Source organism: Sphaerotilus hippei (assembly GCF_003201595.1).
In the GTDB taxonomy this organism is placed as follows: Bacteria; Pseudomonadota; Gammaproteobacteria; order Burkholderiales; family Burkholderiaceae_C; genus Sphaerotilus; species Sphaerotilus hippei.
Genome location: NZ_QJJS01000009.1, coordinates 56,660 through 70,639 on the forward strand (window position 1 = coordinate 56,660; position 13,980 = coordinate 70,639).

A 13,980-nucleotide genomic window follows, 5' to 3' on the forward strand; every position below is an offset into this window, starting at 1 on the left:
CTCCCCCATGACCCGACGGATCACAGGCCCCTTCAACCGCGTCGAGGGTGATCTGGAGGTCCGGCTCGTCCTGAAGGCCGGCTCAGGCCGGCACGATGGCCTCGACCGGCATCGATTCGCTCGAGCGCCAGGTCGAGGTCTGCAGCGGGATGCCGGTGGCCAGGCTCAGGCGCAGCAGGTCGGCCACGCTGTGGCTGTCCTGGGCGCAGGCATAGAGGTAGCCCTGGGCGATGTCGCAGTGGTGATCGGTCAGGAACTGCATCTGCTCGCGCGACTCCACGCCCTCGGCCACCACCGGCAGGCCCAGGCCGTGGGCCAGCGCGATGGTGGCGCGCACGATCGCCGCGCCGTTGGGGTCGAGGCTGATGTCCCGCACGAAGCTCGGATCGATCTTGATCTGGTCGACCCGCAGGTTCTTCAGGTGCGACAGCGAAGAAAAGCCGGTGCCGAAGTCGTCCATCGCCACCTGCACGCCGAGCGCACGCAACTCGCCCAGCAGGGCGCACAGGTGGCCCAGATCGGCCATCGCGGTCGATTCGGTCACCTCGAGCTTGAGCAGGGCCGCCGGCACGGCGCTGGTGCGCAGCGCATCGGCCACCACCCGCACCAGGCGCCGGTCCAGGCACTGGCGGGTCGAGACGTTGACCGACACCGGCACCAGCGGCAGGCCCTGGTCGCGCCAGCGTGCCAGCTGGCCGGTGGCCTCGCGGATCACCCACTCGCCGATCTCCAGGATCAGCCCGTTCTCTTCGGTGGCGGGCAGGAAACGCGCCGGCGACCACAGCTCGCCATCGGGCTGGCGCCAGCGCAGCAAGGCCTCCAGGCCGACGAGCTGGCCGCTGCGCAGGTCGACCTGCGGCTGGTAGTGCAGCACGAAGCTGCGTTCATCCAGACCGTGGCGCAGCCGGGTCTCCAGCGCCAGCCATTCGCGGGTCCAGGCCGGCATCTCGCTGGCGTAGAACTCGTGGCGCTTGCCGCCGTTGGCCTTGCCGCGGTACATCGCGGTGTCGGCCATCGCCAGCAGGCTGTCGACGCTCGTGCCGTCCTGCGGCGCCATCACGATGCCGATGCTGCAGCCGCAGGCCACCTCGACCTGATCGATCGCGAATTCGCGCTTCACGCTCTCGATCATCTGTGCCGCGCGCGCCGCCACGGCGTCGCGACCGGACACGCCCTCGAGCAGGGCGACGAACTCGTCGCCGCCCCAGCGCGCCAGCGTGTCGTGCGGCAGGCAGCACTGCTGCAGGCGCTCGGCCACCACCTTCAGCACGCTGTCGCCATGGCGGTGGCCCAGGCTGTCGTTGATGCGCTTGAAATGGTCGAGGTCGATGAACAGCAACGCCACGCCGCCGCCGCCGGCCTGCGCGGCCTGCACCGCTCGCTGCAGGCGCTCGCTCAGCAGCGCCCGGTTGGGCAGGCCGGTGAGCGCATCGTGGGTGGCTTCATGCTGGAGCCGGTCGGCGGCGCGCCGGGTTTCGGTGACGTCGCTGAGCGCCAGCACGGCGCCGGTGACCGGATCGTGGCCACGCCAGCGCAGGCCCGCCACGCCGGCGTGGCGCCCGAGCTCACGCTGGCTGGCGAGGATCGGGCTGGCGATCAGCCGGACCAGCCGCAGGCCCGACGGGCCGTGCAGCCGCAGCGGCGGGCCGACCTCCACCACCCGCTGCTCGTGCAGGCATTCGGCCAGCGCCTGCGCGAGGGTGCGGGCGTCGGCCGGATCCCAATCGAGCAGATCCCCCACGGCCTGGCCGCGCCGCACGCCCGGCTCGCACCCGACCAGCCGTTCGGCGCTCGGGTTCAGGTACTGCACCCGGCCGCCGGTGTCGACCGTGATCACGCTGTCGGTGATCGCCTGCAGGGTGGCGTCGGCCTGGCCACGTTCGCGCTGCAGGGCCAGGCGGGCGGTGCTGAGGTCGCGCGCCCGGGTCAGCAGCCAGCCGAGCGCCAGGCCCAGGCTCAGCCCGACCGCCGGCACCCAGACCGCGAACAGCGCCAGCGCCAGTGCGCTGCCCAGCACGGGCAGCGGCAGCATCCACGGGCTGATGAACCGGCAGCGTCGCCCGCACGCCACCTGCCGCCCGGCCAGCAGCAGCAGCGGCAGCAGGTTGATCGCGTGGCACCACGGCTCGTCCAGCGGCCGGATCAGGCGGGCCTGCTGCAGGGCCTCGAACACCTGGGCCTGCCACTGCACGCCGCTCCAGAGCCGGCCCTCGGTCGCCGCCGGCGTGGCGATCGTGTGGCCCAGGCCCTGCGCGGTCACGCCGACCCAGATCACCGCCCCGCGCAACGCCGGGGCCAGCTGCGGATCGTTGAGCACCTGCACGGCCGACACCTGCCGGACCTCGGTCTGACCGCCCGGCAGCATCACCTCGCGGCCCGGCCCGCCGACGGCGGCCGGCCAGGGCGCATCCGTCCCCATGCGCGGCTCGGCCCCCCAGGGCGGCAGGTCTTCGGCACGGCGCCCGGCACGTTCGCTGGCGCGCTGGACACGCGCCAGCACCAGCGGCATGGCCTCCCATGAGCCCGTGCCGAGGCGCTGCTCGAGGTGCAGGCGCCGCACCCGGGCGTCGGCGTCGGGCTCGAGCCGGGTGTGGCCCAGCCCGGCGGCCGCGCCGGCCAGCGCCGGCAAGGGCAGCAAGGCGCTCAGGTCGAGCGTGGGGCCCAGTCGTGCCGAGCTCACCGGCATCACCACCCGGCCGTGGCGGGCCACCGCCGCCGCCAGCGCCGCGTCGCCGGGCTCGGTGCCAGGTTCCGAGAACATCACGTCGTAGCCGATGGCGGCGCTGCCCGCGTCATGCAGCCGGTCGATCAGGCGGGCATGCACCTCGCGTGGCCAGGGCCAGCGGCCCAGGCTCTGCAGGCTGGCATCGTCGATCGCCACGATCACCTGCGGCTGCACCGGGCCGCGGGCGGCCTGCACGCGGGCAGCCGCCTGCATCACGAGGTCGAAGGTGAGCCATTCGGCCCGGTGCAGCAGGGGGTCGGCCAGGCCGATCACCAGCGCGACCACCGCACTGGCCACGGCCCAGGGCTGCGCGCCTGACCGGGCGTGACCCCGCAGGGCCGTGCCTGCGGCGTGCAGGCCGGCACGGGCACGCCCCAGCGCGCGGGCGAGCGGGGAGCGCATCGGGGTGACGCCAGGGTCGGAACGGTCCATGAAGGATCGGGAGCGGGTGGCGTGTCGTGCTCAGCGGAGCCCGAACAGGCTCCAGCCGACGGTCAGCGGGCGCACCTCGCTCCATTGCGAGGCCTCCTCGCTGTGTTCGAGTGCGCTCAGGCGCAGGTGGTATCGACCGGGGCGTGGCCGGGGCAGGCGGGCCTCGCGGCCGTGCCGGATCTCGTCGAACACCACCTGCTGGAAGGCCGGGTCGAGCGCGATCTGCACGCGCACCGGTGCGTCCTCGGCGGCGTCGAGCTGCCAGCCGAGGTGCACGCCGTCAGCGAGCGTCAGGCCGGCCCAGCGCGGCACGAGCGGCAGCACCGTGAATCGTGCCACCCGGCTCCAGGGCCCCTGATCACTGCCGTCCACGCTGGCCACCCGCCAGGCGTAGTCGCCGGCGGGCAGACCGGCGGGCGTGTGCCGGGGCTGGTCGAGCCACTGGTCACGCAGCACGGATGGCTGAGCGAAGGCGTCGGTGCCGGCGGTCACCGCACTGACCTGGAGACGCCAGCGCCAGCCCGGCTGCGGGACGGACCAGGCGAGCTGCGGGGCGGTGGTTGCGACGGTCGGGCCGTCGGTGGCGAGCTTCGGCGGGGCGGGCTGGGCATCGACCTCGAGGGTGCGCTCGGCCGACAGGCCCTCGAGGCCGTTGGCCGCGATCGCCCGCACCCGCAGGCGGTAGCTGCCGTCGGGCCACTCGCCGGCCAGGCTCGACAGGTCCGCTCCGGCGGCTTCGGCCAGCACGCTGGTGCCGGTGCCGGCGAGCAGTTGCAGGCGGTAGCGGCCGGCGCCGCCGATCTCGCCCTGCAGGGGCCAGGCCTGCTGGCGCTGCTCGACCCGGCCCAGATCGGGGGCGGGCGGCAGCTCGACCGGCAGCAGCGGCGCCGCACCGCGGCCGGCCACGCTGCCACGACCGGCCGGGATGTCGGTCTGGCCGTGCGGGTTGTCGAAGCCGACCAGACCGTCGAGCACCTCGGTGCGGGTGGTCTGGGCGTCGGCGCTGACGCGGAATTCGGTGCCGCGCACCGTGGTGATCGCGGTGGGCGTCTGGATCTGCAGTTCGCCACCCGATTTCCTCAGGTCGTGCACGGCGTTCTCGAGGCCGCCCTGCAGCAGCTCGATGCGCACGCGCGGGGCGCCACCGCCCTCCCGGGTGGTCTCTCGGGACGCCTCGACCAGGCGGATCTCGGTGGACTGGCGCAGCAGCACCGTGGCCGTCTGGTCGAGCGCCAGCGTGGCGCTGCCGTGGGCGCCGGTCTGCAGGCGGTCACCGGCCCGCAGCGGGTCACCACGCTGGGCGGCCTGCCAGGCGCCCGACCGCTTGATCTGCACCGGACCGGCCAGTGCCGTGACCTGCAGGCTCGTGCCCCGCAGCCGCAGCCAGGCCTCGGGGATGCGCAGCACGCTGCCCGGAGGCAGGCGGCGGTCATCGACGATGTGGTTGTGGCGCTGCAGCCGGGGCCAGTAGCTCATGTCGATGAGCAGCCGCTCCGAGATCGACCAGGGGTTGTCGCCAGGCGCGACGGTGTAGAGGAAATCGTCGCTGCGCGCGATGCCGGCCGCGCAGAGCAGGCCGACGAACAGAAGCGCCCGGCCGCGACCGAGGCGCCGATCCGCCGGTCCGCGGGGCCGCTGCGGCCAGGCCGCAGCCAGGGCCCGCCCACAGGAATGTTTCAGTTCGGATCGCATCAAGCTGTTCTTCTTGTCGGGGCGGGGCCGCAGGGCTTCGGGACGATCTGTCGCGCTCGCGCCGAGCCGGGCCTGAGGGGCGATGGCCGAGCGACCTGGAGCCTGCTCTTTCCCTGATCCGCATTCAGCCGGGGCCGAGCTTAAGGGCGGAGCAGGGTTGATCCGCGCCCGAATCGGCAATTGCCACCGATTTTGCGACATTTGCCTGTTTCAGCAGTTGCCGCTTGTTTCAGCCTCGCCACAGATCCGCCGGGCAGGTACGCGCCGGCCCGGCGCCCCATCACGACGGAGCGGGCACCCGCCACGGGCGCCGGAGCCCGGCCTTGCCGCGACGCCCGCTCAGGCCAGCAGCGCGGCCGGGATGCGGGTGTTGTAGGCCTGGACGAAGGCGTCGAAGCTGCCCACGTCGCTGCGCTCGATCGCCTGCTGCTCCTCGATCGAGCGGCGCGCCAGTTCGGCGAACCCGGCCTGCTGCGTGGCATCGAGCGGGCGGGCCAGCAGGGCCTGCGTGTGGCGCTCGGCCTGCTGCAGCGACCAGCCGTGGAACGAGCCCCCGGCTGCCCGCACCGCGTCGAGCACCCGGGCCGACGGGCTCAGGTCGAGGTCACGCAGCACCGCCTGCTGGCGCTGCAGCGCCGCGGCGTGGGCCCCGTCGCCGGTGCCGGCATCGAGCAGCTCGGCCACCGGCGCCATCTGCTCGACCAGTGCCTGCGCCCAGTCGACCAGGGCCACGTCGCCGTCGCCGCGCAGCAGGCGCAGGCCGGGCCGGCGCCCCTCGCGCACGGTCGCCGCGAAGTTGGCCTGCTGCTGGCGCAGCGACAGGTCGTTGCAGGGCGGGCTGTCCTGCAGCGCGCACCACAGCAGGAAGACCTCGACCACCCGGGCGCAGTCCGCGCCGATGCCCAGCGGCACGAAGGGGTCGATGTCCAGGCAGCGCACCTCGACGTACTGGATGCCACGCTCGAACAGCGCCTCGATCGGGCGCTCGCCCCGCTCGGTCACCCGCTTGGGGCGGATGGTGGCGTAGTACTCGTTCTCGATCTGCAACACGTGCGTGTTCATCTGCACCCACTCGCCGTCGCGGTGCGTGCCCAGGCGCTCGTAGGCCGGATGGGGCTCGCGCACCGCGTGGGCGAGGCTGGCCAGGTAACGCTCCAGCGAATTGCAGGGCGGGCGCAGCCGCGACTGGGCATCGTTCTGGTAGCCCAGGTCGCTCATGCGCAGGCTGGTGGCGTGGGGCAGGTAGAGCGTGTCGGGCGACAGCGGCTGCAGCGTGTGCTCGCGGCCCTCGAGGAAGGCCGCCGACAGCGCCGGCGAGGCCCCGAACAGCAGCATCAGCAGCCAGTTGTAGCGGTGGAAGTTGCGGATCAGCGCCAGGTAGCCGTCGGACTGGCGCTCGAGCGCGGCGCGCGGATCGGCGGCGGCGGGTGCCTCGTCCAGCAGGGCCCACAGGCCGGGGGCGACCGAATAGTTGTAGTGCACGCCGGCGATGCACTGCATGCGCCGGCCGTAGCGCAGCGCCAGCCCGCGGCGGTAGACATGCTTGAGCATGCCGATGTGGGAGCTGCCGTAGCGGGCGATCGGGATCTCGTCCTCGGCCGGCAGCGCCGACGGCATGGACTGGCTCCACAGGCGCTCGCCGTCGCCGAGCTCGCGGGCCACGTGGCGGTGGATCGTGTCGAGCGACTGCAGCACCGTCTCCACCGCCGGCTCGGCCGGGGTGATGAACTCCATCAGCGACTCGGAATAATCGGTCGTGATCTGCGGGTGGGTCAGCGCCGAGCCCAGGCGGACCGGGTGACCGGTCATGGCCAGCTGGCCCGCGCGATCCACGCGCAGGGCCTCACGCTCGATGCCGCGCAGGGACTGCGACAGCAGCCCCGAGCGCGACGGGTCCGACAGATGCCGCAGGCGGCGGGCCAACAGATCGTCCAAGGGCACTCCTCGTCTTTGTCTTGTGTTTCGATGATTTCAGTTGCATGCGCCGAACGCCACGCAGGCGGCGCAGTATGCGCGAGTCGCGCGACATTCACATGCGACCATGACAAGGCCCCGAGCAGGGGGTCTCGTGCACCGCGCCCATGACGGGTTAAACTGGCAGCTGCCAGGAGAGAGCCGAGCCCCGAGCCGGCCGCCGAAGGCGCAGGGGCTGCGGCATCGATCACCGCCCCGAACGCTCAGGCAAAAGGACTGGCAAGCACCTGCACAAGCAGGTGTCACCTCACTGGAGAGAGGTGGCATCGCACGGCCCACGGGACGTCGAGACCACCCACCGAAGGGGCAAGCGGCTGCACCGGCTCAACCGGTCGGCTGTCAATCTCTCAGGTAAAGCGGACAGCGAGGGCCCCCGTCACCGGTCAGCCGGTGATGTGCCGAACCACCGGAGACGGTGGTCCCGGGTGTCGAGGCACAGGCCTCGGCATCGTCGCCTTCGGAGTTTCCGCCATGTCCGCTGCCCCCACCGACACGCCGCTGCTGCACACGCCGCTGCACGCGCTGCACCTCGAGCTCAACGCCAAGATGGTGCCCTTCGCCGGCTACGCCATGCCGGTGCAGTACCCCACCGGCATCATGACGGAGCACCGCCAGTGCCGCGCCTCGGCCGCGCTGTTCGACGTCTCGCACATGGGCCAGGTCCGCCTGGTCGGCGCTGACGCCGCCGCCGCGCTCGAGACCCTGGTGCCGCAGGACATCGTCGACCTGCCGGTGATGAAGCAGCGCTACGCGTTCTTCACCAACGCCGCCGGCGGCCTGCGCGACGACCTGATGGTCACCCGCCGCGAGGACGACCTGTTCCTCGTCGTCAACGCCGCCTGCAAGGCCGCCGACCTGCAGCACCTGATCACCCACATCGGCCACCGCTGCCAGGTCGTGCCGCTGCCCGACCGGGCGCTGCTGGCGCTGCAGGGGCCGCTGGCGGTCGAGGCACTGGCCCGCCTGAACCCGGGCGTGGCCCGGCTGGGCTTCATGAGCGGCGGCCACTTCGGCCTGGCCCATGCCGACTGCTTCATCACCCGCTCGGGCTACACCGGCGAGGACGGTTTCGAGATCTCGGTGCCCGCCGAGCACGCGACCTCGCTGGCGCGGGCGCTGCTGGCGCAGCCCGAGGTCGAGGCCGCCGGCCTCGGCGCGCGGGACACGCTGCGCCTGGAAGCCGGCCTGTGCCTGTACGGCCACGACATCGGCGAGACCACCACGCCGGTCGAGGCCGGCCTGACCTGGGCGATCCAGAAGGTCCGCCGCCCCGACGGCGCCCGCGCGGGCCACTACCCCGGGGCCGACGCCATCGGCGCCCAGCTCACGCGCGGGGCGCCGAGCAAGCGCGTCGGGCTGGTCGGCCTGGAGCGCACGCCGGTGCGCGAGGGCGCCGAGCTGGTCGACGGCCACGGCCACGTCATCGGCCAGGTCACCAGCGGCACGGTCGGCCCCACCGTCGGCCTGCCCATCGCCATGGGCTACCTGCAGATCGACCACGCGATCGCCGGTGGCGAGGTGTGGGCACAGGTGCGTGGCAAGCGGGTGCCGATGAAGGTCGCCCCCCTGCCCTTCGCCGCGCACCGATACTTCAGGGGCTGAACGTCGCCCTGGCAGGCCGGCGTCCAGACGGCCTGAGCCGCACCCCCCTGCTCGCTGCAGAGCAATCTTCATTTCCGGAGCCTTATCCCATGAGCATCAAGTTCACCGCCGACCACGAATGGATCAACATCGCCGACGCCGCCTCGGTCGTGGTCGGCATCACCGTGCACGCCCAGGACGCGCTGGGTGACGTCGTGTTCGTCGACCTGCCTGCGGTCGGCAGCCAGTTCGCCAAGGGCGATGTCGCCGGCGTGGTCGAGTCCGTCAAGGCCGCCGCCGACGTCTACGCCCCGATCAGCGGCGAGATCCTCGAGGTCAACGAGGCGCTGCGCGACGACCCGTCGCTGGCCAACAGCGACCCGCTGGGCGCGGGCTGGTTCTTCAAGGTCAAGCCGAGCGCACCGGCCGAGCTGGACGAGCTGCTCGACTCGACGGGCTACGACGCCCTGCTGAAGACGCTGTAAACGGCCCGACCGGCCCGATCCCCTCCCTCTGCCTGCCCGCCATGACCGCCTCCCTGCCCACCTCTGCCGTGCTGCCTTCGCTGGCGCAACTCGAGAACGCCACCGAATTCACCAGCCGGCACATCGGCCCGGACGCGCTCGACGAGCGACACATGCTGGGGGTGATCGGCCCGGCCAGCCGCCGTGCGCTGATCGACGCGATCGTGCCCCGCTCGATCGCGCGCGGCACGCCGATGGACCTGCCCGCCCCGCTGAGCGAGGCCCGGGCCCTGGCCGAACTGAAGGCGCTGGCCGCGAAGAACCAGGTGCTGACCAGCCACATCGGCTGCGGCTACTTCGGCACCCTCACGCCCGGCGTCATCCTGCGCAACATCCTCGAGAACCCGGCCTGGTACACCGCCTACACGCCCTACCAGGCCGAGATCAGCCAGGGCCGCATGGAGGCGCTGGTCAACTTCCAGACCATGGTCACCGACCTGACGGGCATGGCGATCGCCAACGCCTCGATGCTCGACGAGGCCACCGCCGCCGCCGAGGCGATGACGCTGGCCGCCCGCGTCGGCAAGAGCAAGGCCACGCGCTTCGTCGTCGCGCACGACGTGCTGCCGCAGTCGCTGGAGGTCATCCGCACCCGCGCCAGGCCGCTGGGCATCCACGTCGACCAGGTGCATGCCACCGAGATCACCGCCTCGCTGGCCGCCGAGCCCGCCTTCGGCGTGCTGCTGCAGTACCCGGGCGTGAACGGCCAGGTCCGTGACCTGCGCCCGATCATCGAGGCCGTGCACGCCGCGGGCGGCCTGGCGCTGGTCGCCGCCGACCTGCTGGCGCTGACGCTGCTGGTGCCCCCGGGCGAGCTGGGGGCGGACATCGCCCTGGGCACGACCCAGCGCTTCGGCATGCCCATGGGAGCCGGCGGCCCGCACGCGGCCTACCTGGCCACCCGGGACGAGTTCAAGCGCTCGATGCCCGGCCGGCTGGTCGGCGTCAGCATCGACAGCCACGGCCGCAAGGCTTACCGCCTGGCGCTGCAGACCCGCGAGCAGCACATCCGCCGCGAGAAGGCCACCTCCAACATCTGCACCGCGCAGGTGCTGCCGGCGGTGGTCGCCAGCATGTACGCGGTCTACCACGGCCCGGCCGGCCTGCAGCGCATCGCGCAGCGGGTGGCGGTGCTGACCGCGATCCTGGCCGCGGGCCTGAAGTCGCTGGGCTGGCGCCTGCTGCACGACACCGCCTTCGACACGCTGCACCTCGAGGTCGGCGAGCAGCGTGACGCGCTGATGGCCGCCGCCGTCGCCGCCGGCCGCAACCTGCGGGCCGCCAGCGCCGACACGATCACCATCAGCCTGGACGAGACCAGCACCCGCGCCGACCTCGACGCGCTGTGGGCGATCTTCTCGCGCGGCGCCACGCCGCCGACGGTGGCCGAACACGCCGACCGCACCACGCCGATGCTGCCGGCCGCCCTGCTGCGCGGCAGCGCCTACCTGAGCCATCCGGTCTTCAACAGCCACCACGCCGAGACCGAGATGCTGCGCTACATCCGCGCGCTGTCGGACAAGGACCTGGCGCTGGACCGCAGCATGATCCCGCTGGGCTCGTGCACGATGAAGCTCAACGCCACGTCGGAGATGATCCCGATCACCTGGCCCGAATTCGCCAACGTGCACCCGCTGGCGCCGGCCGGGCAGCTCGCCGGCTACGCCGAGCTGAACGCGCAGCTCACCGGCTGGCTCGCCCAGGCCACCGGTTACGCCGGCATCAGCCTGCAGCCCAACGCCGGCTCGCAGGGCGAGTACGCCGGCCTGCTGGCCATCATGGGCTGGCACGCCTCGCGCGGTGACGCCCACCGGCACATTTGCCTGATCCCCGAGAGCGCGCACGGCACCAACCCGGCGTCGGCGCAGATGGCCGGCATGCAGGTGGTGGTGGTCAAGTGCGATCCCAACGGCAGCGTCGACCTCGACGACCTGCGCGCCAAGTGCGCCAGGCACGCCGCCGACCTGGCCGCGATCATGATCACCTACCCGTCGACCTACGGCGTGTTCGAGCCGCGGGTGCGCGAGCTGTGCGAGATCGTGCATGCGCATGGCGGCCGGGTCTACGTCGACGGCGCCAACATGAACGCGCTGGTCGGCCTGGCCGCGCCGGGCGAGTTCGGCGGCGACGTGTCGCACCTGAACCTGCACAAGACCTTCTGCATCCCGCACGGCGGTGGCGGCCCGGGCGTCGGCCCGGTCTGCGTCGTCGAGGACCTGGTGCCCTTCCTGCCCGGCCACGCCACCGCCGGCGAACACCGTGACGGCGGGGTCGGCGCGGTGTCGGCCGCGCCGCTGGGCAACGCGGCGGTGCTGCCGATCAGCTGGATGTACATCCGCATGATGGGTGCCGAAGGCCTGACCGCCGCCACCGAGACGGCGATCCTGAGCGCCAACTACGTCGCCGCCCGCCTGGCCGACCACTACGACATCCACTTCAGCAGCGGCCTGGACGGCGTCAAGGGGGGAGGCGTCGCGCACGAGTGCATCCTCGACCTGCGCCCGCTCAAGGACAGCTCGGGCATCGGGGCCGAGGACGTGGCCAAGCGCCTGATCGACTACGGCTTCCACGCCCCGACGCTGAGCTTCCCGGTCGCCGGCACGCTGATGGTCGAGCCCACCGAGAGCGAGCCGCTGGCCGAGCTCGACCGCTTCTGCGACGCGATGATCGCCATCCGCGACGAGATCCGGCAGGTCGAGGCCGGCACCTGGCCGCGCGAGGACAACCCGCTGCGGCACGCGCCGCACACCGCCGAGAGCCTGCTGGCCAGCGACTGGGCCCATGCCTACCCGCGCGAGACCGCCGCCTACCCGGTGGCCAGCCTGCGCCAGGGCAAGTACTGGGCCCCGGTGGGCCGCGTGGACAACGTCTACGGTGACCGCAACCTGTTCTGCAGCTGCGTGCCGGTGGGCGACTACGCCGCGAGCTGAAGACGGCCGGGGCGGGTTGCCCCGGCACGTGAACGCCTGAAATGCAAAACTGGGACGTTCCCGGCGTGGATATCCACCCTTGGACGCCCCGGCCTGCTGGCTAGAGTCATCGTCACCGTCCCTGCGTCGACGACGCGGCGGACGATCCCTAGACCCGCCCTCCAGGAGTTTGCGTCGATGAGCACATCCCCTCCCCCTCCCTATCGCCTGATCACCCGCAGCGACTTCGACGGCCTCGTCTGTGCCGTGCTGCTGACCGAACTGGGCCTGATCGACGACATCACGTTCGTCCACCCCAAGGACATGCAGGACGGCAAGATCGAGGTCAGCTCGCGCGACATCTCGACCAACCTGCCCTACGTGCCCGGCGTGCACCTGGCCTTCGACCACCACGCCTCCGAGACGCTGCGCCACGGTGGCGAACGGGCCGCCAACCACATCATCGACCCGGCCGCGCCGTCGGCGGCCCGCGTGGTGTACGACCACTACGGCGGCGCCAGGACCTTCCCGATGGTCGACCCGCAGATGATGACCGCGGTCGACCAGGCCGACTCGGCCCAGTACAGCCGCGAGGACATCCTCGAGCCGCGGGGCTGGGTGCTGCTGAACTACCTGATGGACGCCCGTACCGGGCTGGGCCGCTTCCGTGACTTCCGCATCAGCAACTACGCGCTGATGATGGAGCTGATCCAGTTCTGCCGCACCCACACGATCAGCGACATCCTGGGCCTGCCCGACGTGCAGGAACGGGTGCAGCTCTACGTCGACCATGCCGAGCGGGCCCGGGAGCAGATCCTGCGCTGCAGCACCGTGCACGACCGGCTGGTCGTGCTGGACCTGCGCGGCGAGCAGACCATCTGGGCCACCAACCGCTTCATGATCTACGCGCTGTTCCCGCAGGCCAACATCTCGATCCACCGCCTGTGGGGCCTGAAGCAGCAGAACACGGTGTTCGCGACCGGCAAGTCCATCCTCGACCGCAGCAGCCGCACCGACATCGGCCAGCTGATGCTGGAGTTCGGCGGCGGTGGCCACCAGGCCGCCGGCACCTGCCAGGTCGACAACGAGCGCGCCGACGAGGTGCTGCAGACGCTGATCCGCCGCATCAACGCGGACGGCTGAAGCCGCCCGGGCCCGGCCTGGCGCCGGGCCGCTACGGCGCCATCGTGCGTCGGTCCGCCAGCTGGTGGTGCACCACCTGCGCCACGGCCTGCAGCCGCGACCGGTCGACGCGGCCGGACAGCGCGTAGCCAAAACCCGCCTCCACCCAGTAGAAGACGTCCACGTCACCCTCGCGGGCATGCTGGAAGGCCGCAGCCGGCCCGGCCTCGCCGGCCGGCGCCTGGCGCACGTAGAGCGTCAGCCGGGCGCCCCCGGCGTCCTGGTACATGAACTGCGCCACCGGTCCGTTGCCGGCGGCCAGCAGCCGCCCGCCCAGCAGCTCGTAGCCCAGCGGGGCCAGCTGCGGTGCGGCCAGCCGGGTGCCCAGGCGCCGGGACAGCCACGCCACCAGATGTTCGGCCTGCCGGCCGTCGACCTCGACCGGATGGCGCTGCTCGGGGGTGTAGACCGCATGCGCCAGCGCCGCGTCACGCGGCAGGCTCGGGCCGTTGCGCCCGGCCAGCGCCGCGGGCGCTCCGGCCCGGCCCGCCAGATAGCCCCCCGACCCGCCGCCCAGCAGGCCCAGCAGCAGGGCCGCCACCACCCAGGCGGCGCCGACCGGACGCCCCCCGCCGGCCCGGCCGCCCGCGGCACCGTGCTCCGCAGGCCCGGCCGCGTGCGCCCGCACGCCCCGGAGGACGGCGCCCAGGCTCGCCCGGACACGCGCCCGGCCCGCCGCCAGCACCCCGCCGGCCCCCACCGGCCGCACTGACGCTGACGCGGGGGCAGGATCGGGAGCGGCCTGAGCCGGCGAGCGCCCCCGGGCCGCCTCGATCAGGCGCAGCGGCAGCGGCTCGTTGAGCACGGCGTCGAAGGCCTGGTGCAGCGCCTGGTTCTGCGCCTGCCAGTCCTGCACCTGCCGCGCCGACTCCGGGTGCGCCGCCAGCCAGGCCTGCACGGCGATCCGGCGCGCGGCGTCCAGGCGGCCATCCGCATAGGCATGCAGTTCGTCGGCGTTCAT

The 13,980-nt window shown here is 72.7% G+C and carries 8 protein-coding genes and 2 riboswitches; of the genes, 4 read left to right on the top strand and 4 right to left on the bottom strand.

From position 1 onward, the window contains the following. Positions 1 to 82: 82 nt before the first annotated feature. From C7444_RS11045 to gshA, 3 genes are all read right to left on the bottom strand, one after another. Entirely contained in the window at positions 83 to 3,157 is a 3,075-nt protein-coding gene (locus C7444_RS11045; protein WP_110400920.1) for an EAL domain-containing protein, read from the bottom strand. Between the two features lie 30 nt (positions 3,158 to 3,187). Further along, complete coding sequence (locus C7444_RS20895; protein ID WP_310732629.1) at positions 3,188 to 4,849, bottom strand: FecR domain-containing protein; 1,662 nt, start codon at positions 4,847 to 4,849, stop codon at positions 3,188 to 3,190. Between the two features lie 339 nt (positions 4,850 to 5,188). Beyond that, on the bottom strand, positions 5,189 to 6,784 hold the full coding sequence (gene gshA, locus C7444_RS11055) for a glutamate--cysteine ligase (RefSeq protein ID WP_110400922.1): 1,596 nt from the start codon (positions 6,782 to 6,784) through the stop codon (positions 5,189 to 5,191). A 160-nt stretch (positions 6,785 to 6,944) separates the two neighbouring features. After that, a riboswitch (glycine riboswitch) is annotated at positions 6,945 to 7,052 on the top strand. An 11-nt stretch (positions 7,053 to 7,063) separates the two neighbouring features. Continuing rightward, positions 7,064 to 7,197: riboswitch (glycine riboswitch) on the top strand. Between the two features lie 97 nt (positions 7,198 to 7,294). Between gshA and gcvT the strand changes: the two genes are divergently transcribed. From gcvT to C7444_RS11075, 4 genes are all read left to right on the top strand, one after another. Continuing rightward, entirely contained in the window at positions 7,295 to 8,425 is a 1,131-nt protein-coding gene (gene gcvT, locus C7444_RS11060; RefSeq protein WP_110400923.1) for a glycine cleavage system aminomethyltransferase GcvT, read from the top strand. An 89-nt stretch (positions 8,426 to 8,514) separates the two neighbouring features. Continuing rightward, positions 8,515 to 8,889, top strand: coding sequence for a glycine cleavage system protein GcvH (gcvH, locus tag C7444_RS11065; RefSeq protein ID WP_110400924.1), 375 nt, complete (start codon positions 8,515 to 8,517; stop codon positions 8,887 to 8,889). A gap of 41 nt (positions 8,890 to 8,930) precedes the next feature. Beyond that, positions 8,931 to 11,858 carry an aminomethyl-transferring glycine dehydrogenase gene (gene gcvP / locus C7444_RS11070; RefSeq protein WP_110400925.1) on the top strand — a complete coding sequence of 976 codons (2,928 nt, stop codon included), beginning with the start codon at positions 8,931 to 8,933 and terminating at the stop codon, positions 11,856 to 11,858. A 177-nt stretch (positions 11,859 to 12,035) separates the two neighbouring features. Continuing rightward, positions 12,036 to 12,980 carry an exopolyphosphatase gene (locus C7444_RS11075; protein WP_110400926.1) on the top strand — a complete coding sequence of 315 codons (945 nt, stop codon included), beginning with the start codon at positions 12,036 to 12,038 and terminating at the stop codon, positions 12,978 to 12,980. 31 nt (positions 12,981 to 13,011) lie between these two features. Here the strand turns inward: C7444_RS11075 and C7444_RS20230 are convergent, their stop codons facing one another. Next, positions 13,012 to 13,980, bottom strand: coding sequence for an anti-sigma factor family protein (locus C7444_RS20230; protein ID WP_170130709.1), 969 nt, complete (start codon positions 13,978 to 13,980; stop codon positions 13,012 to 13,014).